The sequence below is a fragment of the Streptomyces sp. NPDC005955 genome (assembly GCF_042871255.1).
GTDB lineage: Bacteria > Actinomycetota > Actinomycetes > Streptomycetales > Streptomycetaceae > Streptomyces.
Genome location: NZ_JBIAIF010000009.1, coordinates 128,700 through 151,300, shown reverse-complemented (window position 1 = coordinate 151,300; position 22,601 = coordinate 128,700). Strand labels below are relative to the sequence as shown.

22 protein-coding genes are annotated in these 22,601 nt (G+C 71.7%); 16 read left to right on the top strand and 6 right to left on the bottom strand.

Annotation, left to right across the window (positions count from 1 at the left end; all coding sequences use genetic code 11):
- Positions 1-36: 36 nt before the first annotated feature.
- Positions 37-1,404, bottom strand: coding sequence for an amidohydrolase family protein (locus ACFYOU_RS22215; protein WP_391307861.1), 1,368 nt, complete (start codon positions 1,402-1,404; stop codon positions 37-39).
- Between the two features lie 234 nt (positions 1,405-1,638).
- Here ACFYOU_RS22215 and ACFYOU_RS22210 point away from each other — a divergent pair, with 234 nt between their 5' ends.
- The 8 genes from ACFYOU_RS22210 (at position 1,639) to mnhG (ending at position 10,387) form a co-directional block, all read left to right on the top strand.
- A complete protein-coding gene (locus ACFYOU_RS22210) occupies positions 1,639-2,364 on the top strand; it encodes a cupin domain-containing protein (protein WP_391307859.1) in 726 nt (241 codons plus the stop codon).
- 97 nt (positions 2,365-2,461) lie between these two features.
- Positions 2,462-3,772 carry a serine hydrolase gene (locus ACFYOU_RS22205; protein WP_391307857.1) on the top strand — a complete coding sequence of 437 codons (1,311 nt, stop codon included), beginning with the start codon at positions 2,462-2,464 and terminating at the stop codon, positions 3,770-3,772.
- A gap of 192 nt (positions 3,773-3,964) precedes the next feature.
- Positions 3,965-6,892 (top strand): Na+/H+ antiporter subunit A, encoded by a 2,928-nt coding sequence (locus ACFYOU_RS22200; protein WP_391307855.1) that lies wholly within the window; start codon positions 3,965-3,967, stop codon positions 6,890-6,892.
- A complete protein-coding gene (locus tag ACFYOU_RS22195; RefSeq protein WP_387010834.1) occupies positions 6,889-7,455 on the top strand; it encodes a Na(+)/H(+) antiporter subunit C in 567 nt (188 codons plus the stop codon). Before ACFYOU_RS22200 ends, ACFYOU_RS22195 begins: the two co-directional genes overlap by 4 nt.
- The gene (locus ACFYOU_RS22190; protein WP_391307853.1) at positions 7,452-9,089 is read left to right on the top strand and encodes a Na+/H+ antiporter subunit D; all 1,638 of its coding nucleotides are present in this window, start codon (positions 7,452-7,454) and stop codon (positions 9,087-9,089) included. The genes ACFYOU_RS22195 and ACFYOU_RS22190 overlap by 4 nt, the downstream gene beginning before the upstream one ends.
- Before the next feature lie 7 nt (positions 9,090-9,096).
- Positions 9,097-9,702, top strand: coding sequence for a Na+/H+ antiporter subunit E (locus tag ACFYOU_RS22185; protein WP_385754660.1), 606 nt, complete (start codon positions 9,097-9,099; stop codon positions 9,700-9,702).
- On the top strand, positions 9,699-10,016 hold the full coding sequence (locus tag ACFYOU_RS22180; RefSeq protein ID WP_391307851.1) for a monovalent cation/H+ antiporter complex subunit F: 318 nt from the start codon (positions 9,699-9,701) through the stop codon (positions 10,014-10,016). The genes ACFYOU_RS22185 and ACFYOU_RS22180 overlap by 4 nt, the downstream gene beginning before the upstream one ends.
- Positions 10,013-10,387, top strand: coding sequence for a monovalent cation/H(+) antiporter subunit G (mnhG, locus tag ACFYOU_RS22175; protein ID WP_389769724.1), 375 nt, complete (start codon positions 10,013-10,015; stop codon positions 10,385-10,387). Before ACFYOU_RS22180 ends, mnhG begins: the two co-directional genes overlap by 4 nt.
- 45 nt (positions 10,388-10,432) lie before the next feature.
- On the opposite strand, the gene ACFYOU_RS22170 is transcribed toward mnhG, so the two are convergent.
- The 3 genes from ACFYOU_RS22170 to ACFYOU_RS22160 form a co-directional block, all read right to left on the bottom strand.
- Positions 10,433-11,011, bottom strand: coding sequence for an NAD(P)H-dependent oxidoreductase (locus tag ACFYOU_RS22170; RefSeq protein WP_391307849.1), 579 nt, complete (start codon positions 11,009-11,011; stop codon positions 10,433-10,435).
- Between the two features lie 106 nt (positions 11,012-11,117).
- A complete protein-coding gene (locus ACFYOU_RS22165) occupies positions 11,118-11,615 on the bottom strand; it encodes a MarR family transcriptional regulator (protein ID WP_391307848.1) in 498 nt (165 codons plus the stop codon).
- Between the two features lie 71 nt (positions 11,616-11,686).
- Entirely contained in the window at positions 11,687-13,147 is a 1,461-nt protein-coding gene (locus ACFYOU_RS22160) for an aldehyde dehydrogenase family protein (RefSeq protein ID WP_391307847.1), read from the bottom strand.
- A gap of 534 nt (positions 13,148-13,681) precedes the next feature.
- On the opposite strand from ACFYOU_RS22160, the gene ACFYOU_RS22155 reads away from it, so the two are divergent.
- The 6 genes from ACFYOU_RS22155 (at position 13,682) to ACFYOU_RS22130 (ending at position 19,782) form a co-directional block, all read left to right on the top strand.
- Positions 13,682-14,857: a zinc-binding dehydrogenase gene (locus ACFYOU_RS22155; RefSeq protein WP_391307845.1), complete on the top strand. Its 1,176-nt coding sequence runs from the start codon at positions 13,682-13,684 to the stop codon at positions 14,855-14,857.
- Positions 14,858-14,973: 116 nt separating this feature from the next.
- Positions 14,974-16,044, top strand: coding sequence for an MBL fold metallo-hydrolase (locus ACFYOU_RS22150; RefSeq protein ID WP_385493817.1), 1,071 nt, complete (start codon positions 14,974-14,976; stop codon positions 16,042-16,044).
- A 105-nt stretch (positions 16,045-16,149) separates the two neighbouring features.
- Positions 16,150-16,662 (top strand): MarR family transcriptional regulator, encoded by a 513-nt coding sequence (locus ACFYOU_RS22145; RefSeq protein WP_391307843.1) that lies wholly within the window; start codon positions 16,150-16,152, stop codon positions 16,660-16,662.
- Between the two features lie 288 nt (positions 16,663-16,950).
- Complete coding sequence (locus tag ACFYOU_RS22140; protein WP_391307841.1) at positions 16,951-18,021, top strand: LLM class flavin-dependent oxidoreductase; 1,071 nt, start codon at positions 16,951-16,953, stop codon at positions 18,019-18,021.
- Positions 18,018-18,632 (top strand): NAD(P)H-dependent oxidoreductase, encoded by a 615-nt coding sequence (locus tag ACFYOU_RS22135; protein ID WP_391307839.1) that lies wholly within the window; start codon positions 18,018-18,020, stop codon positions 18,630-18,632. Before ACFYOU_RS22140 ends, ACFYOU_RS22135 begins: the two co-directional genes overlap by 4 nt.
- Before the next feature lie 79 nt (positions 18,633-18,711).
- Positions 18,712-19,782 (top strand): ABC transporter permease, encoded by a 1,071-nt coding sequence (locus ACFYOU_RS22130; protein WP_391307837.1) that lies wholly within the window; start codon positions 18,712-18,714, stop codon positions 19,780-19,782.
- A 47-nt stretch (positions 19,783-19,829) separates the two neighbouring features.
- Here ACFYOU_RS22130 and ACFYOU_RS22125 read toward each other — a convergent pair whose 3' ends face one another.
- On the bottom strand, positions 19,830-20,450 hold the full coding sequence (locus tag ACFYOU_RS22125) for an L-threonylcarbamoyladenylate synthase (protein WP_387010820.1): 621 nt from the start codon (positions 20,448-20,450) through the stop codon (positions 19,830-19,832).
- 178 nt (positions 20,451-20,628) lie between these two features.
- Here ACFYOU_RS22125 and ACFYOU_RS22120 point away from each other — a divergent pair, with 178 nt between their 5' ends.
- Positions 20,629-21,102 carry a GNAT family N-acetyltransferase gene (locus tag ACFYOU_RS22120; protein ID WP_391307835.1) on the top strand — a complete coding sequence of 158 codons (474 nt, stop codon included), beginning with the start codon at positions 20,629-20,631 and terminating at the stop codon, positions 21,100-21,102.
- Between the two features lie 82 nt (positions 21,103-21,184).
- Positions 21,185-22,150 (top strand): pirin family protein, encoded by a 966-nt coding sequence (locus ACFYOU_RS22115; RefSeq protein ID WP_391307833.1) that lies wholly within the window; start codon positions 21,185-21,187, stop codon positions 22,148-22,150.
- A gap of 113 nt (positions 22,151-22,263) precedes the next feature.
- On the opposite strand, the gene ACFYOU_RS22110 is transcribed toward ACFYOU_RS22115, so the two are convergent.
- Positions 22,264-22,545, bottom strand: a complete 282-nt coding sequence (locus ACFYOU_RS22110; protein WP_391307831.1) for a hypothetical protein — start codon at positions 22,543-22,545, stop codon at positions 22,264-22,266.
- Positions 22,546-22,601: the final 56 nt, after the last annotated feature.

Below are 22,601 nucleotides of genomic sequence, written 5' to 3'. Positions count from 1 at the left end.
CCGGGCCAGTGTGGCACCCGGCCCGGGGCGCCCGGGTCAGTACCGAGGGGGGTGGAAACGTCCGCCCGGTTCGACGCCGGCCCGGGACAGTACGTGGTCCCGGGCTCCGTCGACCAGGCCGACGACCCTGCTCTCGTCGACACCGACCAGCTTTCCCCCGGCCTTCACCCGTCGTCCGGCGACCCACACCGAGTCGACCAGCCCCGGGTGTCCGGCCAGGACGACGGCGCCGGCGGGGCTGTTCATCGGGGCCATCTCGATGCCGTCGGCGCGCAGCAGCACGACATCGGCGTCCTTGCCGGGGGTGAGCGATCCGATCCGGTGGTCGAGCCGCAGCGCCTTCGCCCCGTTGATGGTCGCGAACTCGATGACGTCCCGGGTGTTCAGCGGAAGCTGTTCCTCCAGCACCTCCCCGCGTCGTGCGGCCCCGGCGTGTGCGAAGGCGCGTTCCACGAGGAGCACCGTGCGCATCACCTGGAAGAGGTGCCCGCTGTTGCAGGTGGCGATGTCGATGCCCAGGGTGGGGGCGAGTCCCGCGTCGAGGAGGCGTCGGGTGGCGGGCCAGCCGTGGCCCATCTGCATCTCGATCTCGGGGGTCATCGCCGCCGAACAGCCGGTGTCGGCCATGATCTGGAACTCGTCGTCCGCCAGCGAGTTGCAGTGCGCGCAGACGACGTCGGGGCCCAGCAGCCCGTTGTCGGCGAGCCAGGCCACCGGGCGGTCCCGCCCCCAGGCGCCGTCGCCCACGTGCACCGAGATGAGGACGCCGAGTTCCCGGGCGAGCGCCCAGTCGTCCCGGGTGACGTCCGGGGTGGCGTACTGGGGCCCGCGCAGCGCCATGCCCATCTGGACGAGTTGTTCGTCCGAGGAGAAGTGTGCGGAGCGCACCCGTCGGGCGTCGGCGGCGTTCGTCGGTTTGTCGCTGACCGGGAGCCATTCGTCGTTGGCGTTCCCGTAGCACATGACGAACCGGCCGTGGGTCTCCTTGAGCGCGGCCACGGCGGCGTCCGCGTGTTCGGGGGTGTTCATGTTGTGCGACCAGTCGAGAACGGTCGTGACCCCGGCGTTCAGCGCTTCGTAGGCTCCGGCCAGGTTCCCCGCGTAGACGTCCTGGGCACGGAAGTGTCCGCCGAGTTGCACCCGGACGCCGGCGAAGTACTGGCTGAGCGTCCAGTCCGCGGCGATGTTGCGCAGGACGGTCTGCCAGAGGTGGCGATGGGTGTCGATCATGCCCGGCATCACGATGGTCCCGCGGCCGTCCACGATCTCGGCGCCGTCGGCGGTGAGACCGGGGCCGACCGCGGCGATCTTGGTGCCTTCGATGAGCAGGTCCGCCCGGTCGAGGTTCCCGATGGTCGGGTCGACGCTGATCACGCTGGCGTTCTGGATGAGGGTGCGCTTCACCACGTTCTCCTCTGTACCGCCCGAGCCCCTGTGCTGCCCTGGTGCGTGCCGTCACGGAGGCAGGGGTGTGGTGTGCCTCACGTGCCGTGAGCGTAGGAATCACCCCTCCGGACTGTCAAGTGTCACTGCACGCATCCAGTCGCCGTGGATCATCAACAGGGCATCTCTTCAGGGGGTGAGAATGTTCGTACAGTCTCTCTATACACACCAGGTGTGCGGTCTAGACTGACGGGCGTGACTCACTCGACGCCCCCGCCGTCCCCTCCGTCCGGCACCGCGGCGCTCGGCGGACGGCTCAGGTCCGCGCGGCAGGCGCGTGGCGAGTCGGTGCGCGGACTCGCCCGGAAGATCGGCTGTTCGGCGAGCCTGCTCTCCCAGATCGAACTCGGCAAGTCGGCGCCGTCGGTGGGTGTCCTCTACAACCTGGCCAACGAACTCGGCGTGTCCACCGACTTCCTGCTGCGGCGGGAGCCCGACTCCCGAGGGCCGGCCGACAACGGCCGCCCCCTACCCGCGGGTTCACCGGACGTCACCGGTCCGACCCCCGCCCCGGGCGCCCCGTCGCCCGACGGGTTCCGCTCGTTGCGCACGCTCCCGCCCTCCTACCGGGTACAGGTCCAACGGGCGGCCGACCGGCAGGCCGTCGACTTCGGCGGGGGCGTCCGCTGGGAGCGTCTGACCACGACCTCGCAGACCCTGGTGGACTTCCTGGAGATCGTGTACCAACCCGGCGGGTCGTCGGACACCGACGACCACCCGGCGGGCCACGAGGGCTACGAGTACGGCGTGGTGACCGAGGGGGAACTGACCGTCCGGGTCGGCGAGGAGGAGTACCTGCTCGGCGCGGGCGACTCGGTGGCCTTCGACTCCACCGTGCCGCACGTCTTCCGGAACGCGGGCGCGGTGACCGCGCGCGCCGTCTGGTTCGTCCTGCACGGCACGCCCGGCCTCCCCACCTGACCCTCCTGACCCTCCTGACCCTCCTGACCCTCCTGACCCGACGGTGGCGCCCCGGCCACGAATGGCAGGCGCGGAGCGGACGTGCGACGCTCGCAGGGTGAGCCCGACCAAGGACCGCGTGACGTGGGGGGCGGCCAAGGAGTACACCGGGACCTTCTCGTGTTGGTGGAACCGGTCCCGGCAGTCGGTGGTGATGTCCCGGCACCGCGAGGCCGAAGCGGAGATCGACCGCCGGGTCCTGGACTACATGCGGCGCCGCCACGTGCCCGGCATCTCCCTGGGCATCGCCCGGGGCGAACGGCTCTTCCTCGCCAAGGGCTACGGATGGGCGGACCAGGCGCTGTCGCACGGGCCGGCGGGGCCCCTGCGGCTCCCGGTGTCGGCGCAGCCCGAGCACCTGTACCGCATCGCCAGCATCTCCAAGCCGCTCACCGCCGTCGCCGTGATGACCCTCATCGCGAACGACCGACTCCATCTGGACGACCGGGTGTTCGGCGCCGACGGCGTCCTCGACGCCCGGTTCCCGATCCCCGCCGCGGCGCCCGACGCGGGCAAGCTGCGCAAGATCACCGTCCGCCACCTGCTGGAGCACACCAGCGGCTGGGACCTCGGCGGGGACGACGACGTGATGTTCCTGAACGACCCGGCCGGACCGCGGCTCAGCATGAGCCAGGACGAGCTCATCGACTGGGTGCTGACCCACCGGGCGCCGACCGCCGAGCCCGGGACCACCGCGCACTACTCGAACTTCGGGTACTGCGTCCTGGGCCGCGTCATCGAGGCGATCAGCGGGCACCCCTACGCGACCTACGTCCGGGCCGCCGTGCTCGACCCGTGCGGCATCGCCGACATGCGCATCGCGGCGAACGAACGTCTCGGCCGGGCACCCGGCGAGGTGCGGTACTACCCGAACGGCACCGGCACCTTTGACCCCTGTCACCGCATCGTCGCGAACAAGCCCTACGAACTCAACGTCAGCCGGATGGACGCGCACGGCGGTTGGGTGGCCTCGGTGGTCGACCTCCTGCGGTTCGCGGTGCGCACCGACGGGTTGTCGACGGTCGCCGACCTGTTGACCCCGACCGGGCTGCACACCATGACCACCCCGTCCGCCGCCGACGCCTCGCGCGGGCTCGCCTGGGAGATCCGCACCACCTACGAACTGGTCCCGGGCCCCTATCCCCCGCGGCTGCGCCGGCTACGGACCTGGGGGCACCGCGGCCTCATGGTGGGCACCCTGGCCCATCTGCTGATCCGGGACGACGGGCTCGCCCTCGCCGCGCTCGGCAACAGCCGCCCGGCGGAGGACTGCTCCGCCGCCGAGTTCGTGGAGATGCTGGAGGACATCGCCGAAACCGTTTCGGGGTGGAGCTCCTGGCCGGTGTACGACCTGTTCGCCTGTTACTGACCGCGGGCGGGCGAGGGAAGCGGACCGCGAGCACGCCGCCCGCCCGTGCGCTGGGCCACCGGAGGGCACCTCGGCGGGGCTCCCGGTTGTTGCGGCGTGCCGGAACGCCAAAAGGGCCCGCGGCTTATAGCTATGTTTCATGAGTGATGTCCCTCGCGTCGCCCGGCGCGGCCCTTCGGCTCCCGGGGCCGTATGGCGGCGCTGATCCTCGCCCACTTCCTCCTCGCCGCGTGCGCCGGCCCGCTCGTCGGGCGGCTGGGGACGCGGGCCTTCCTGGTGCTGGCGGTCCCCCCCGTCGTCACCGTGGTCTGGGCCGCGACGCAGTGGGGCACGGCCGCGCGCGGCGGTGCGGTGTCCTGGTCGTTGGCGTGGCTCCCGGCGTACGACGTGTGGATCGCCCTGCGGCTGGACGCACTGGCCCTGTTGATGGTGCTGCTCGCCGCCGGGGTGGGGGCGCTGGTGCTGCTGTACTGCGTGCGCTACTTCGACGACCGGACCCCGCTGCTCGGCCGGTTCGCGGGCAACCTGCTGGCCTTCGCCGGTGCGATGCTCGGACTGGTCCTCGCGGACGACCTGGTCGTGCTGTACGTCTTCTGGGAGCTGACCACCGTCTTCTCCTACCTGCTGATCGGCCACGGCAGCGAACGCAAGCAGAACCGCCGGTCCGCCCTCCAGGCGCTCACGGTGACCACGCTCGGCGGACTGGCGATGCTGGTCGGCTTCCTGATGATCGGTCAGGAAGCGGGCACGTACCGGATCTCGGAACTGCTGGCGGACCCGCCCGCCGCCTCCACCACGCTGTCCGTGGCGGTGGTCCTGGTGCTGCTGGGGGCGTTGTCGAAGTCGGCGATCTGGCCGTTCAGCGTGTGGTTGCCGAACGCGATGGCGGCGCCGACGCCCGTCAGTGCGTATCTGCACGCCGCGGCGATGGTGAAGGCGGGCGTGTACCTGGTGGCGCGGCTGGCGCCCGCGTTCGCCGACACCCCGCCCTGGCGGCCGATGCTGCTGGTGCTCGGCTCGGTGACGATGCTGCTGGGCGGGTGGCGGGCGCTGCGCCTCGGCGACCTGAAGCTGGTCCTGGCGTACGGAACGGTCAGCCAACTCGGCTTCCTCACCGTGCTCGCCGGTGCCGGCAACCGGGACGCCGCGCTGGCCGCCGCGGTGCTCGTGCTGGCGCACGCGCTGTTCAAGGCGCCGCTGTTCCTCGTCACCGGCATCGTCGACCGCGCGACCGGCACCCGCGACCTACGGTTGCTGTCCGGAGTGGGCCGCGCACTGCCCTGGGTCGCGGGGACGGCGGTGGTCGCGGGCGCGTCGATGGCGGCGCTGCCGCCGTTGCTCGGCTTCGCCGCGAAGGAGGCGGCCTTCGAGGCGCTGCTGCACGGCGGCCCGGCCGACCGCTGGGCGCTGGCTGCGGCGACCGCGGGTTCCGCGCTGACCTGTGCCTACACCCTGCGCTTCCTGTGGGGTGCGTTCGCCCGCAAGCCGGGACTCGCCGACACTCCCGTCCGTCCGGTGGGCGCGGCGTTCCTCGCTCCCCCGGCGTTGCTCGCCCTGCTCTGTCTGCTCTTCGGACCCGGGGTGTCCTGGTGGAACGGGCTGCTGGGCGCGTACGCGTCGGCCTTCCCCGCACCCGCGCATCCGTACCTGCTGGCGTTGTGGCACGGCCCGGGGACGGCCCTGGTGCTGTCGGCCGTGGCCTGGGTCGGCGGCCTCGTGCTGTTCCTGCTGCGCGAACCGGTGACCCGACTGTCCCGGCGCATCGCCTGGCCCACCGCCGACCGGGTGTTCGGCCTCGGGCTGCTCGGCCTGGAACGGCTCGCCCTCCAGGTCACCGGCTTCTTCCAGCGCGGCTCCGTCTCGGTCTACCTGGCGACCGTGTTGAGCGTGCTGCTCGGCGGTCAACTCGCCGTGCTCGTCGTGGACGAACCGTGGGTCGGGGCGTCGCCGCCCCGGCTGTGGGACTCCGGTGTCCAGGGGGCGATCGCCCTGCTGACCTGTGCGGCGGCCCTGTTGTGCCTCCCGGTGCAGCGCCGGATGAAGGTCGTGGTGCTGGCGGGCCTGACGGGGTACGGGACCGCGCTGCTGTTCGTGGTGCACGGCGCCCCGGACCTGGCCCTCACCCAACTCTGCGTGGAGACCGTCTCCCTGCTGGTGTTCGTGCTGGTGCTGCGTCGGATGCCGATCTACTTCCAGGAGACCATCAGCCGACGTCGGCTGCTGATGCGGGTGCCGCTCGCGCTGGTCGCCGCGGCGGTCGTGGCGACCGCGCTGTGGGTGGTGGCCGCGGCACGGATCGCCCCGCCCGCCGGTGCGGCGCTGGTCACGGCGACCGCCGGGCACGGCGTGAAGGACGTGGTGGCGACGGTGCTGGTCGAGTTCCGGGCCTGGGACACCCTGGGCGAGTCGGCGGTGCTCGCGGTCGCCGCGGTGGGCGTCACGAGCCTGATCTACCTGCACCGCAGGGCCGGCACCGCGGAGGCCACGGAGGCCCTGGCGGTGCCCGGCACGGCACCGGAACCCCTCGCGCCCGCCTCCCCCGCCGGACCCACCGCGTGGTCGTACGGTTCCCACTTCGTCACCCGGGGACCGGTGGCGGAGGACACCGCACCCGAGCGGACCTGGCTGGCCGCCGGGCGCACCCTGGCCCCCGAGTACCGGTCCGTGGTCTTCGAGGTGGTGGCCCGACTGGTCTTCCACCCCATCCTCGTGCTCTCCGTCTACCTGTTGCTGTGTGCGGAGAACCTGCCGGGCGGCGGGTTCGTCGCCGGGCTGGTGGCGGGGCTCGCGATGATGGCGCGCTACCTGGCGGGGGGACGCCATGAACTCGCCGACGCCGCGCCGGGCCATCCGGGACTGCTGACGGGCCTGGGTCTGCTGCTGTCCACCTCGGTCGCCGTCATCGGGCTGTTCGACGGCGCCGTGCTCCACCCCTTCTCCTACGACGGGCACCTGCCCGTCCTGGGCCACTTCCACCTCGGCACCCCGGTGTTCTTCGACACCGGGGTGTACCTGCTGGTCCTCGGGGTCGTGCTGGACATCGTGCGGGCGCTCGGCGCCCGGGTCGACCAACAGGTCGAACGGGCGGCGCACGAGGTGGCGAAGGGGGCGAGGCCGTGACGGTCAGTCTGACCCTGTTGGTGACCGGCGCCCTGTTGTGCGCGGTCGGCGGCGTCCTGCTGCTGATGCGGGCCCTGACCCGCATCCTGACCGGCGCGGTGATCCTGAGCAACGGGATCAACGTCCTGATGCTCACCGCCAGCGGTGCGGCGGGTGCGGCGCCGCTGCTCTACCCACGGGTGGACCCGGCGCGGGTCAGCGACCCCCTGCCGCAGGCGATCGCGCTCACGGCCATCGTCATCACGCTCGCCACCACCGCGTTCCTGCTGGCGATGGCGTACCGCAGTCAACGGGTCAACGGGACCGACGAGGTCATGGACGACATCGAGGACCGTCGGGTCGCCCTGCGCGCCGAGGTGCAGGAGCAGCGGTCCGCGCTGCGGGAGCGGCACGGGCCGCGGGGGCGGGGGCCGGAGGGCGACCGGGACGCGTACCGCTCGGAGCGCCGGCGGCTGCGGGGCGTGCTGCGGGAGGACCGGGCGCTCCAGGCCCGGGCCCGGGACGCTTCGGGTGACCTGTGGAACGACATCCTCGGCGAGGACCCCGAGGAGGTCGCCCCGTGAACGCGTTGGTCGCGCTGCCCGTGTTGTTGCCGCTGTTCGCCGCCGGGTTCGAGCTGGCCCTCGGCACCCGGTTCCCGCGTGCCCAGCGGGTGGTCGGCGTGGTCGTGCTGACGGCGGTGCTGGCGCTGTCGCTGGCGATGCTGGTCGCGGCCGACCGGGACGGTCCGCTCGTGATGCACCTGGGGGACTTCGCTCCGCCGGTCGGCATCAGTCTGGTCGCGGACCGGTTGTCGGCGCTGATGCTGACGGTCTCGGCGGCGGTGACGTTGTGCGTCCTGGTGTACTCCATTGGGCAGGGCATGGCGGACCGCGAAGACCAGTCCCCGTTGGCCGTCTACCACCCGGCGTACATGGTGCTGGTGGCCGGGGTGTCCTGCACGTTCCTCGCCGGTGACCTGGTCAACCTGTACGTCGGGTTCGAGATCATGCTGGTGGCGAGCTTCGTCCTGTTGACCCTCGGTGGCACGGCGGCGCGGCTGCGGGCGGGGGCGACCTACGTCCTGGTGTCGTTGGTCTCGTCGATGGTGTTCTTCACCGCGGTGGCGTTGACCTACGCGGCGGCGGGCACCGTCAATCTGGGGCAGTTGGCCGTGCGGCTGGCCGAACTGCCGCTCGGGGTGCGGACCCTGCTGGAGGCGACGCTGCTGACCGTGTTCGCCGTGAAGGCGGCCGTGTTCCCGCTCGCGGCGTGGCTGCCCGACTCGTACCCGACCACCCCGGCCCCGGTCACCGCGGTGTTCGCGGGGTTGCTCACCAAGGTCGGGGTGTACTGCGTGCTGCGGGTGGAGACGCTGCTGTTCCCCGGCAACCGGCTCGGTGACCTGCTGTTGGTGGCAGCGCTCGCCTCGTTGGTGATCGGGGTGCTCGGTGCGGTCGCCCAGACCGATCTGAAACGGGTGCTGTCCTTCGTCCTGATCAGCCACATCGGCTACATGATCTTCGGTATCGGGATCGGCAGCCGGGCGGGGCTCGGCGGGGCGATCGTGTACGTCGTCCACCACATCACCGTGCAGACCGCGCTGTTCCTGGTGGCGGGGTTGATCGAGCGGCGCACGGGCACCACGGAGCTCACCCGGGTCGGGGGGCTCGCCCGGGCCGCGCCGGCGCTGGCCGTGCTGTTCCTGGTGCCCGCGCTGAACCTCGCGGGGATTCCGCCGATGTCCGGGTTCATCGGCAAGCTCCAACTGTTGAGGGCGGGCGTGGCGGACGCCGGGGTCCTCGCGTACGCGCTGGTGGCGGCCGCCTCCCTGACCAGTCTGCTGACCCTGTACGTCATGGCGAAGGTGTGGAACCTCGCCTTCTGGCGGGCCGCTCCGCCCGGGCGTCCGGCGCGGGGCACGGTGTTGGAGGAGACCGACCCGGGAGACGACGGGGCCGACGCCCCCGAGGAGGACGGCGGGGCGGCGCGCCGGCCGGCGCCCGCGGGGCAGGCGGTGACCGCGACGCTCTCCGGCCGGGCGATCACGACCACCACCGACCGGCTGCCGCGCAGCATGACCTGGGCGACCGTGGCGCTGGTGCTGCTGTCGTTGGCCTACACGGTGTGGGGTGACCCGTTCACCACCCTCACCGAGCGGACGGCGGCCGAACTCCTGGAACGTTCCCCCTACATCGAGGCGGTGCTCGGCCGATGACGTCCCCGTGATCTCGCTCCGGTTCCGCGAACCCGGACTCCCCCCGTACAGCTGTGTGGTGGTGGGCCGCCGGCGACGGGTGCTCGACCTGCCGTTGATCACCTGGCTGACCGTGGTCTGGATGCTGTTGTGGGGCACGCTCAGCCTCGCCAACGCCGTCACCGGGGTGGTGGTGGCGGTGACGGTGTGCCTGGTGTTCCCGCTGCCGTTGGTCAACATCGGGCTGCGGCTGCATCCGGTGGGCATCGCCCGGCTGACGGTCCGGCTGTTGTGGGAGATGTACACGGCCGGTCTGAAGGTCTCCCACCAGATGCTCGACAACCGGCCCTTCAGGGCGGCCGTCCTGGCCGTCCCGTTGCGTTGCCGCAGTGACCTGATGCTCACCGCCACGGCACTGGCCGTCTCCAACGTGCCCGACGGCTCCGTGGTCGAGGTGCACCGTTCGCAGGCCACCTTGTTCGTGCACGTGCTGGAGGCCGACGACCCGGCCACTCCGGAGCGGGCACGGCGGGCCGTGTGGCACATGGAGGAACTCGTGGTGCGGGCGTTCGGCGACCGGACCGAGATCGCCCGGGTCCGACAGCCCCCGCCGCAGCTGAGGGGGGCGCGGTGAGCGCGGCGCAGACGGTCGACCGGGTCCTGTTGGTGGCCGCCGCGGTGATGATCCTGCTCGCCGGGGCCCTGGTGCTGTACCGGGTGTGGCGGGGGCCGTCGATGCTGGACCGGGCGATGTCGCTCGACGTGTGCGCGGCGCTGATGATCGCGGGGATCGCGATGCGGTCGGCGCTGACCCGGGACGCCTTCTACTTCCCGGTGATGCTGGTGCTGGCCTTCCTGGGGTTCACCGGTTCGGTGGGGATCGCCCGGTTCATCGCGGTACGGGACCGGGCGCCGGACCTGCCGCGGGCCGGGGAGGAGGGGCGATGAGTTCGTGGGCCCAACTCGCCGACACCACGGGTGCGGTGTTGCTGTTCCTCGGCGCCGCGGTCAGTCTGCTCGGCGCCATCGGCATGGTGCGGATGCCCGACGTGCTCTCCCGCAGCCATGCGGCGACCAATCCGCAGTCGCTCGGGATGCTGCTCGTGCTGATGGGCGTCGCGCTGCGGCTGCGCAGCGGCATCGACCTCGGCACGCTGGGGCTGGTCGGGTTCTTCCAGTTGCTGACCGGGCCGGTGGCCGCGCATCTGGTCGCCCGGGTCGCCTACCGCACGGGGTACGCGGGGCGCGAGGGCCTGGTCTTCGACGAGTTGGACGAACAGCTGAGCTCACCGCCGCCGGGCGGCGGTGAGCAGGGGTGAACGGGACCGCGGTGCGGGCGGCCCCGTCCCCCGGGTGCTTCGGGGTCACTCCCCCTTGGTGCGCAGCGGGGCGAGCGCGGAGCTCCAGGCGATCAGCTGGTCCAGCATCGCGTGGACGGCGTCGGTCTGGAGGGGCTGCGGAGCCAGGGTGGTGAAGTCCTCGAAGTCGTTGAACAGGGAGAGCATCACCTGGTTGCGGACGGTGGCCACCTGGACCTCGGCCATGATGTGCCGCAGGTGCTCGATGGCGCGGGAGCCGCCGGCGCTGCCGTAGCCGACGAATCCGGCGGCCTTGTTGTTCCACTCGGTGTAGAGGAAGTCGATGGCGTTCTTCAGCACGGCCGAGGTGGAGTGGTTGTACTCGGGGGTGACGAAAACGTACCCGTCGTAGCCGTCGACGGTGGCCGCCCACTGCTTGGTGTGCTCGTTCTCGTACTGCTGGAGCGACGGGGGCAGCGCTTCGTCGAGGAAGGGCAACGAGACGTCACGGAGGTCGACGAGGTCGAACGCGGCGTCGTCACGGGTGCTGGCGATCCGGTGCACCCACTCGGCGACGGATCCGCCGACCCGACCGGGACGGGTGGCACCGATGATGACGGCGATCTTGGGCTTGGACTGGGACATGGGATTCCTTCGGGACGTCAGGGGCTGGGATGGTGCGGAGGGGGTGGGGGAAGCAACGGTGTCGTGGTGGCCGGTGGGGCACGGGGAGCGTCCGTGGTCGTGGTGGTCACACCGGGTCCCGTTCGCGGTCGACGTGCGGCGTGCCGTGCCCCGTGAGGTGGTGTTGCAACTGTTCGCTGATCGCGTGCAGCTGTCGGAGCTGTTCGTCGCTGAGGTGGTCCAGCAGCCGGGTGCGCGCACAGGCCGCGTGCCAGGGGGCGGCGTCCTCCAGGGCCCGCAGCCCGGCCGGGGTGAGGTGCGCCAGATGGACGCGCCCGTCGGCCGGGCTGGCGAGGCGCTCGACCCGACCCTGCTGCTCCAGTCGGTCCACGAGATGGGTGAGCCTGCTGGTGGAGACGCCGGTGCGGCGCGCCAGAGCGGTCATCGGGAGGCTGAGTCCGGGCGCGTCCGAGAGCCAGGCGAGGACTTCGTAGTGGATCTGGGACACGTCGCTCTCGCGGCGCAGTTCCCTGCCGAGTTGTTCGGACAGCAGGCGCGCGGCGGAGAGGAAGGCCCGCATGGTCCGCTGTGCGGTGAGGTCGGACCCGGCGGGTGCTGTGGACATGACGTGCCTCCTTCGGAGCGGGGCGGGGACGGGGCCGGGGTGCGGTGCCCTCGGCGGGGGCACCGCACGGGTCAGGCGGCGCGGGGAGCGGGGTGCACGATGTGCTTGATCTCCTGGAACTCCTCCAGGGCCCGTTCGCCGTTGAGACGGCCGACGCCGCTCTGCTTGAAGCCGCCCTCCTCCATCTGGTCGACGATGACGGCCCAGGTGTTGGACCACACCGTGCCCGCCTCCAGTTCGCGGGCGACCCGCAGCGGCCGGTCCGCGTCACGGCTCCAGACGCTGGCGGCGAGGCCGAACTCGGTGGCGTTGGCGCGGGCGATCGCGTCGGCCTCGTCGTCGAACACCTCGAAGGTGGCGACCGGACCGAACACCTCCTGCTGGACGATGGGCCGGTCGACGTCCTGGACCTCCACGAGGCTGGGCCGGACGAACGCTCCCCGGGCGAGCGGCCCCTCGGTGATCCGGCCGCCCCGCACCAGGACCTCGGCGTACTCGGCGGCGTCCGCCACCACGCGGTCGACGCGGTCGGCATTGGCCAGGTCGACGAGCGGGCCCATCTCGCTGGCGGGGTCGGTGCCCGGCCCGACCCGGACCGCCTCCAGCGCGGCCGACAGTCGGCTGCGCAGGGCGTCCGCGACACCGCGCTGCACCAGGATGCGACTGCCCGTCATGCAGAACTGGCCGGTGAAGGTGGTGATGGCCTTGGTGAGGACGGGCACGGCGGCGTCCAGGTCGGCGTCGTCGAAGACGATCATCGGGGTCTTTCCGCCGAGTTCCAGGGACATGCCCTTCAGCGAGGCGGAGGCGTCGGCCATGATGGCGCGCCCGACCCGGGTGCTGCCGGTGTAACTGATCACGTCCACGCCCGGGTCCGCGACGAGGTGGCGGGCGCCGGCGCTGCCGGACTCGGTGAACGCGTTGAACACGCCCGGCGGCAGGGCCGTGGTGGCGGCGACGATCTCGTACAGCAGGTGGTTCGTCAACGCGGTCTGGGCCGGCAGCTTGAGCACCACGGTGGCGCCCGCCGCGAGGGCCGGCGCGAAGGAGCGCACGGAGAGGATCACCGGTGAGTTCCAGGGGGCGATGACGCCGGCCACCCCGACGGGCTGGCGCAGGGTCATGGAGTACAGGCCGGGCTTGACCTCCGCGGCGCGCCCCGACTCCGTCAGGGCCAGCGCCCCGTAGTAGCGGATCTTGGAAATGGTGAGGTCGACCTCCAGCGCCGCTTCGGCGGGGATCTTCCCGTTCTCCCGGGAGAGCAGGGCGACGAGTTCGTCGCGGCGCTCGGCCATGCGGTCGGACATCTCGAAGAGGGCCCGTGCGCGCAGGTCCCGGTCGCGGGCCCAGTCGCCGGTGCGGAAGGCCCGTCGGGCCGCCTCGACGGCGGCCTTCGCCTCGTCGGTGCCGCCGTCCGCGTAGGTGCCGAGGACCTCGCCGGTGGCCGGGTCGAGGGATTCGCCGACGGTGGTGGAGTCCGTCCAGACGCCGTCGATGAGGTGACGGGCGTGGGCGGTGTTCTGGGTGGTCATCTGGCTGCTCCTGGTGTGCAAGCGAGGGCGGGGCCTCGACGGTCGTTCCGGGCGCCCCGGCGGCTCGGGGAGCCGTGGGGTGCTTCGGCGCCGGTCGCGGTGGCCCGGGGTGCGCGCCCCGGGATGCGGAGGGACGGTGGAGTGGACGAGCCGGCGGGCCCGGTCGCCGCGGTGTGTCGACCGAGCCCGGGTACGTACGTCCCGGGAGGTGGAGGGCACCGCCAGCCGGGAGAGTAGTTCGTTACGCAACCAACTGTAAAGAGGTCAGCACCCAACCGGAAGCAAGTATTCCCATGGATTCAAGGGCGACGGACGGAGCACGTTCGAGTCGCTTGCCCCTTGACCGAATATGTGTTTATTCTTCGTTGCACAACGAACTACATGGGGTCGGATCCCGGCACCGAGAGACGCACAGCCGCCCGCTGCCGCACTTTCCCCGGCCCCCATTCCAGCCGCTTCGGCGGCCCGTGGATCACCGCCCCCGCCCGTGGCCGTAGGCCCGCCCGGGAGCGCATCCGGTTGGGAGAATCGATCATGGCGGCAGCATCAGGCGGACCCGCCCCGCACGCACCCGACACCCCGCACTCCCCCACCACCCCCGTCCGGGCGGCGGTCGTCACGCAGCAGGGCGGCCCCTTCGTCTTCGAGGACCTCGCACTCGACACCGACCTGCGTCCCGACGAGGTCCTCGTCAGGGTCGTGGCGACCGGCGTCTGCCAGACCGACGTCCACGTACGGGACCAGGCACTGCCCGTGCCGCTCCCGGCGGTGCTCGGTCACGAGGGCGCGGGCGTCGTGGAGCGGGTGGGCGACGGGGTCACCTCCGTCGCAGCGGGTGACCACGTGGTCATGTCGTACCAGTCCTGCGGGCGGTGCACGCCGTGCCTGAGCGGGAACCCCGCCTACTGCGCGGTCTCCTTCCCCGCGAACTTCGGCGGCTCCCGGCTCGACGGCACCAACGCACTGCACCGCGCCCCGGACGCGGGCGGCGAGGAGGTGCACGGCCACTTCTTCGGCCAGTCCTCCTTCGCCACCCTCTCCCTGGCCACCGAGCGCAACGTGGTCAAGGTGCCCGACGACATCCCGCTGGACCTGCTCGCGCCGCTCGGCTGCGGGCTCCAGACCGGGGCGGGCGCCGTCCTGAACTCCCTGGCCGTGCCGGCCGGCGCCTCGGTCGTGGTCATCGGAACCGGAACCGTCGGCCTCGCCGCCGTGATGGCCGCCCGCGTCGCGGGAGCGGCACCGATCGTCGCGGTGGACATCGTGCCGGAACGCCTGGACCTCGCCCGGGAACTCGGCGCCACGCACACCGTCAACGCCAAGGAGGAGGACACCGCCGCCCGGATCGCCGAGATCACCGACGGCGGCGCCGACTACGTCCTGGAGATCACCGCGCGCCCCGAGATGCTGACCCTGGCGGTCGACGCGCTCGCCCCCCTGGGCACCGCCGCACTCATCGGCGGAGCACCCGCCGGAGCCCACGCCCCCGTGAACATGAACGCGCTGCTCGGCGGGCGGACCGTCCGGGGCGTCGCGCAGGGCGACTCGATCCCGCAGCTGTTCGTCCCGCAGCTGATCGACCTCTACCGCGCCGGACGGTTCCCCTTCGACCGGCTCATCACGCACTACGGCTTCGACGAGATCAACGAGGCCGTCTCGGACACGCGGACCGGGGCAGCGATCAAGCCCGTGCTGCGCATCGGGGCCTAGCAGGCCCACCCCTGGAGAAGTCCCACCCCTTGGGGAACGGCGGCGCCGACCGCGCCACCGCCCCGTCGCTTCCGGTCCCCCCGGCCGGATACGGAACCAGAGCAAGGACACGCACCATGAACGACCAGCAGAAGCCCGGCACCCCGACCGACCGTCACCAGCTGGGCGCGGCCGGCATGCCGCTCAACACGCTCGCCGACTACCGCCCCATCCCCGCGGACGGGTACGGCGCGCTGTTCCTCCCCGGCCGGCTCGCCAAGGGCTACCACGTCGAGGAGATCAACGACGGCGCGTACTACGTGACGTCGGGCGCGTACGACACGATGTTCGTCCGCACCGGCAACGGGGTCGTCGTGGTCGACGCCCCGCCCCTGCTCGGGGAGAACCTGAACCGCGCGATCGCCGAGGTCACCGACGAGCCGGTCACCCACCTGATCTACAGCCACTGGCACTCCGACCACATCGGGGCCGCGGGCATCTTCGCCGACGCCAAGCCCAAGGTCATCGCGCACGACTACACCCGCGAGATGATCGAGCGTTGGCCCGACCTCGGCGGCGAGCAGGGCATACCCGTTCCCACCGAGACGATCACCAGCAGCGACAGCCTCGTCGTCAACGGCGTCCGCTTCGACCTCGACTACCACGGCGTGAACCACACCCCCGGCAACATCTTCATCTACGCGCCCCAGCAGAAGGCGCTGGCCGCGATCGACATCATCAGCCCCGGGTGGAGCGCCTTCAAGCACTGCGACGCCTCGGAGAACATCCGCGGCTGGGCGGAGGCCCACGACTGGATCCTCCAGTACGACTTCAAGGGCGTCGTCTCGGGCCACGTCAACCGGTACGGCACCCCGGAGGACGCCAAGGCGTCCCGGGACTACACCAACGACATCGTCGAGTTCTCCAAGGAGGCGCTCGACCACGGGCAGGAGCTGGAGTACATCGAGCGCCTCGGGTTCAGCAACGCCTGGGTGCTCTGGGAGAACTACTTCAACGAGATGACCAACTACGTCACCAAGAAGACCCTGGAGAAGGTCACCGACAACGGCCAGACCTGGGCCCAGCGGCTCGCCGGTGCGGACGTCATGACCAAGTACCACGCCTACTCGGTCCTGGAGGCCCTGCGGCTGGAGTACGGCATGGTCTCCGGCTTCGAGAAGCTGATCCTGCCGCAGCCCCGCGGCTGACCCCAGGTGGTCACGCGGGGGACGGCCCGGCCGAGGCGCGGCCGGGCCGTCCCCCGCGTGGCCCCGCCTATCATTCGTCGTGGAACACACCAGCTGGGAGGGGCCATGAGCCTGAACACCGAGACCGGGTCAGCGGAGCGCGCCGGCGTCCACGCCTCGCCCTCGCGCCCGCTCAACCCCACGGAGCGCGCCGTCTGGCTGGGCCTGCTCTCCACCCACCTGCGCCTGCTGCGCACCCTGGACGCGGAGCTGGTCGCGGCCGAGCGGCTGCCGATGTCCTCCTTCGAGGTCCTGCTGACCCTGGCCGAGTCCCCCGAGGGGCGGCTGCGGATGAAGGACATCGCCGCTTCCCTGCTGATCAGTCGCAGCGGTCTCACCCGCATCGTCGACGACCTGGAACGCCAGGGCCTGGTCGTACGGGAGAAGTGCCCCACCGACGCGCGCGGCTTCGACGCCGTCCTCACCGAAGGCGGCAAGAAGGCGTACCGACGGGCGCGGAAGGTGCATCTGACCAACCTCCGGCGTGAGTTCCTCGACCGGCTCAGCGAGGAACAGTTGGCTTCCCTCGCGGACATCTGGCGCACCCTCGGCTTCGACGACGGCGCCGACGCCTGCTGAGCCCTCCCCACCCGCGCACCCACGACGCCCCGGGGCGGCCGGGCACCCCGCTCCGGCACCACCTGTGCCCGGCGGTACCGGCACCCGGCTGAAGGCCCTTCCACCAGGGCCTGCGCCAACGAGATGCGCCGCGTCCGGGACGCCGTGCACGAGAAGGCATCCACAGCCCCCCCCGGGCGCTCGCATCGGACCCGCCCCCCACCTGGCGGAATACTTCCGCACATCCTCCATGTTGTTCGTTGCGCAACTAACGATCTCATCGGACCTGACCAGCGGAGAGAACCTCTCATGGCTTTTGAACTCGGCATCTACCACTTCGGTGAGCTGACGCCCGACCCCGTGACGGGTCAGCCGCCCGCCCCCGGGCCCCGGCTGCGGGAACTGGTCGAGCAGGCGAAGACCGCCGACGAGGCGGGCCTGGACGTCTTCGCGGTCGGCGAGCACCACCGCACCGACTTCGTGGTCTCCTCCCCCGCCGTCGTCCTGGCGGCAATGGCGGAGAACACCCGCTCGATCAAGCTCTCCAGCGCGGTCACCGTGCTCAGCTCGGACGACCCGGTCCGGGTGTTCCAGCAGTTCGCGACCCTCGACCTGCTGTCCGGCGGCCGTGCCGAGATCATCGCCGGACGCGGCTCCTACGTCGAGTCCTTCCCCGTCTTCGGCTACGACCTGGGCGACTACTCCGAACTGTTCGCACAGAAGCTGGACCTCCTGCTCAAGCTGCGCGCGGAGAACCCCGTCACCTGGCGGGGCGCGCTGCGACCGGCGCTGGTGGACGCCGACATCACTCCGCGTCCGGACCGTGAGCTGCCCGTCTGGGTGGCCGTCGGCGGCACCCCCGCCTCGGTGGTCCGTGCCGGACGGCTCGGCCTCCCGCTGTCGCTGGCGATCATCGGCGGTAGCTACCGGCAGTTCGCCCCGTTCGTCGAGCTGTACCGGTCGGCGGCGGCGCAGGCCGGACACGACCCGGACGTGCTCAAGGTGTCGGTGAACTCCCCGGGTTTCGTCGCCCGCACCCACCAGGAGGCGATCGAGGTGTCGCACCCGTACTTCCAGGCGGGCTGGATGGCCAACCACCACCAGCGCGGCCAGGGCGTCCCGATGCCGAAGCCGGCCTACGAGGCACAGGCCACCGAAGCCGGGGCCTTCTTCCTGGGCAGCGCGCAGGAGGTCATCGACAAGATCATGGCGCAGTACGCGCTCTTCCGACACGACCGGATGATGATCCAGCTGGGCTTCGGCAACCTGCCGCAGCGCGAGGCGCTCAAGTCCATCGAACTGCTCGGCTCCGAGGTGGCGCCCGTCGTCCGCAAGGAGATCGCGGCCCTCGCGGCGTCCGGGACGAAGGTGGCGTCATGAGCCGCCCCCTGCGGGTGACCGCCGTGGTCGGCACCCTCAGTTCACCGTCGAAGACCACGGCCCTGGTCGAACTGATCCTCCGGACACTGGCGGCACGGACCGACATCGAGAGCCGACTCGTCGAACTGCACTCCCTCGGCCCGGCGTTCGCCACCACCGTGGAACGGGACGGACTCGGCGCGGATGCCGAGGACGCACTGCGCGCGGTGGAGGAGGCCGATCTCGTCATCGCGGCGACCCCCGTCTTCCGCGGCTCGTACACCGGGCTGTTCAAGCACTTCTTCGACCTGGTGGACCCCTACGGACTCGCCGCCACACCGGTGCTGCTCGCCGCGACCGGCGGGAGCGACCGCCACGCGCTGGTCATCGAGCACGCCATGCGACCCCTGTTCGGCTTCCTCCAGGCGTGGACCGCGCCGGCCGGCATCTACCTCAGCGCCGGTGACTTCGACGGCACGACGATCCTCAACCCCGAGGTCTACGAGCGCATCGAGATGGCCGTGGGAGACGTGGTGCCCGTGGCCCGGGCGCTGGCCGAGGCGAGAACGACGACAACGGCGACAACGGCGACAACGGCGACAACGGCGAAGACAGCGCACGCACCGGCCTGACCGGCGGGCCGCACGGAACTGCCCCTCGGCGGCCGGGCGCGCCCGCGCGGCCCACCACTCCACCTGAGGAACGGACAGCATGCCCGACACACCGCCCAGCGCGCTCCGCACGCAGGAGCGGCCCCCGCCCACCGTGCCGCCCCGACCGCAGCGGCGCACCCTCGCCCGCCGGGCGGGCAGCGCCGCGCGACCGGTGCTGCTGCCGGTGACCGTCGCGGTGGCCATCGGCGCCATCTTCATCAGCGTCTACCTCTCCGCCTTCCACGCCCCGGTGGCCCGCGACTTGCCGGTGGCCGTCGTCGGCACCGCGGCGACGGCCCAGCAGATCGCGGACCGGTTGCCGCACCCGCCGTCGGACACCTTCCGCGTGGAGGCGGTCGCGGACCGCCCAGCGGCCCGGGACGCCGTCGAGCACGGCGAGGTGTTCGCCGCGTACGTACCCGGCCCCGGCGGTGCGGAACTGCTCCACGCGGGGGCGCACGGACCGGCGGTCACCACGCTGGTGACCGCCGGACTGGGGCAACTCGCCCAGGAGGACGGGCAGCGGCTGGCAGTGACCGACGTCGTTCCCGCCTCGCCGCAGGACACCCGCGGCCTCGCGGTCTTCTACACGACCTTCGGACTGGTCCTGGCCGGGTACCTGTTCGGGATCATGACCTATCAGCTCGCCCCGGGGGTGTCCATGCGGCGGCGGCTGGCCGGCCTCGCGGCGTTCGGGATCGTCGGGGGGTTGGCCGTGGCCTTCGTCGTCTCGGCGTTCGGTGCGCTGCCCGCCCCGTTCGCCGGGGTCGCCGCGCTGGTGGCGCTCGTCGCCACGGCGGTCGGCGCCGCCACCATGCTGTTGGTGCGGGCGCTCGGCGTGTTGGGGTCGAGCGCCGCCGCCGTCGTCTTCATGACGGTCGGCAACGCGACCAGCGGAGGCAGTCTGCCCGCCGAGTTCCTGCCCGGCTGGCTCGCACCCTTCTCCGAGGTCCTTCCGGTGGGCGTGGGGGTGCGGGCCGTCAACGGGCTCGCCTACTTCCACGGCGACGGCGTGCTCGTCGGCGCCCTCGTCCTCGCCCTGTGGACGACGGCCGGGGTGGGCGGACTGGTCCTCCTCGAACGGGTCGGGCTGCGGCTGCCGCTGCCCGGTGTCCCCCGGCCGTCCTGACGGGTGTGCGGACCGGTCGTGACCGGGCCCGTCCGGTCCCGACCGGGTCAGGCGAAACGGTCCGGGTCGCCGGCGCCCAGACGGACGATCTCGGGCTCGCCGTCCGAGAAGTCGACGACCGTCGTCGGCTCGGTCCCGCAGTCCCCCGAGTCCACCACCACGTCCAGGACGTGTTCGAGGCGTTCCTTGATCTCCCAGCCCTGGGTCAGCGGCTCCTCCTCCCCCGGCAGGAGCAGGGTGCTGGACAGCAGCGGCTCCCCGAGGTCGGCGAGGAGCGCCTGGGTGACCGCGTGATCCGGGATGCGGACCCCGACCGTCTTCTTCTTGGGGTGCAGCAGCTGGCGCGGCACCTCCTTCGTGGCCGGCAGGATGAAGGTGTACCGGCCGGGCGTCGCCGCCTTGACGGCACGGAACACGTTGTTGTCGATGTGCACGAACTGCCCCAACTGGGCGAAGTTCTGACACACGAGGGTGAAGTGGTGCCGGTCGTCGAGCTGCCGGATGGACCGGATCCGGGCGAGGCCCTCGCGGTTGCCCACCTGGCAACCCAGCGCGTAGCAGGAGTCCGTGGGGTACGCGATCAGCGCGCCGGACCGGATGCTGTCGGTCACCGTGCTGATCATGCGCCGCTGGGGGTTCTCGGGGTGCACGTCGAAGTACTTCGCCATCCGGCGAGTTTACGGCCCGGCGGGACGCTCCACTGACCGGCCGGGCCGGTACTGCCGACCGGTCGGCGGAGTCGGGCCCTGCGCCCGCGGCGACGGGCGGTGGGTGGCGGGCGCGTCAGGCTTGCGGGCGCAGGAAATTCCCCGGCGCCGCCCACTCTGCATCAGCGAGACTCGCCCCATGTCCTCCCACTTCACCGTGCGCCCGGCTCGCCCCGCCGACGCCGGCCCGTTGGCCGCACTGCGTTGGGCGTTCAAGCACGAAGACCACGCAGGACGGGACCCCGCTCCGGTGGATCCCCCGGCGGAGGCCGTGCAGTGGATCCGTGACCGCCTCGACCACGGCACCTGGCTGGCCTGGGTCGCCGAGTCGGACGGCGAGGTCTTCGGTCAGGTGTTCCTCCACCTGGTCGAGAAGGTGCCGGAGCCGTACGGCGACAACGCCCCCCTGGGCTATGTGACGAACTTCTACGTCACGCCCTCGCGGCGCAACGGGGGAGCCGGCTCGGCGCTCCTCACCGCCGTGGCCCGGTACGCGCGCAGCGCCCCGCTCGACACCCTGGTCGTCTGGCCGTCGGAGCGGAGCGACCCCCTCTACCGGCGTCACGGATTCCGGCCCCCGGAGGAACTTCTCGAACTACCGATCGATACCTGAGTGGCGCCCCGGCTGCGTCGGCCCCCGCGAACCGGGCCGGGGCGCCGGTCCCCGTTCGCACCGCTCCGCTAAGTTGTCCGACATGAGCAACCTTGACCGCGCACCGGAACCCGCGCTCTGTGGAGGCCGGGGATTCGTCGTCGCCGAACCCGTTCGCGAACTGCTGAGCCCGCGTCGCGTACAGCTCGGCGAGTCCACCGAGGTCCGACGGCTCCTGCCCAACCTCGGCCGGCGCATGATCGGCGCATGGGCCTTCGTCGACCACTACGGCCCCGACGACATCGCGGATGAACCGGGCATGCAGGTGCCTCCGCATCCGCACATGGGACTCCAGACGGTGAGCTGGCTGCACCAGGGCGAGGTGCTGCACCGCGACAGCACCGGGAGCCTCCAGACGATCCGGCCGCGCGAACTGGGCCTGATGACGTCCGGTCGGGCGATCAGCCACTCGGAGGAGTCACCGAAGTCGCACGCCCGTTTCCTGCACGGAGCGCAGCTCTGGGTGGCGCTCCCGGACAGTGACCGCCATGTGGAGCCGCACTTCGAGCACCACAGCGCGCTCCCCACGGTCACGGCCCCCGGTCTGACGGCGACCGTGATCCTGGGCGACCTCGACGGCTCCCGGTCACCGGGCACGACGTACACCCCGATCGTGGGCGCCGACCTCGCGCTCGCGGCCGGGGCCGATGTGCGGTTGCCGCTGGTACCCGACTTCGAGTACGGCGTGTTGGCCATGTCGGGCGAGGTCCGGGTCGACGGTGTCCCCGTGCTCCCCGGTTCGATGCTCTACCTGGGCTGCGGCCGGTCCGAGCTGCCGCTGCGCGCGGAGTCCGACGCGGGCCTGATGCTCCTCGGCGGAGAGCCGTTCGCCGAAGAGCTGATCATGTGGTGGAACTTCGTCGGACGGAGCAACGAGGAGATCGTACAGGCGCGTTCGGACTGGATGGAAGGCGCACGCTTCGGTGAGGTGCAGGGGTACGACGGTGCGCCACTGCCTGCCCCCCCACTCCCGCCGGGGCAGCTGAAGAAGCGGGGACGGACGGGCTGAGCCGGCTTTTTTTGGGGGGGCTATGCATCCGGCTTCCCCGTGCGGCTGCACCGCCCTGGGGGAGGGAGCCGCACGGGGCGGACGCCCCCTTCGGCGGGGCTCGCTCAGGCTGGCTACCCCATCGCTGCGCGGGCCGTGTCGAGAAACGCCGACCGGTTGCCCTCCAGGTAGTCCCGTACGCTCTCGCCGTCGGGCAAGCCTTCCCACACGGCTCGGTTGAGGTCGAGGAAGTGCGCATGTGCGGCGTCACACACGGGTGTGAGGAACTGGATGCGGATGAGCCGGTCCGCGACCCAGAAGCGGTACATCACGTCGCGGGCCGTGAGGTACCAGGCGTCGGTGTCCTCCCACTCGGAAGGTCTGGTGTACGCGGTGCGTTCCGCTTCTGCCGACACCTCGATGAACCGCTCCAGCAGCGCCAGCCGTTCCGCGCGCCGAGCCTCCGACAGGG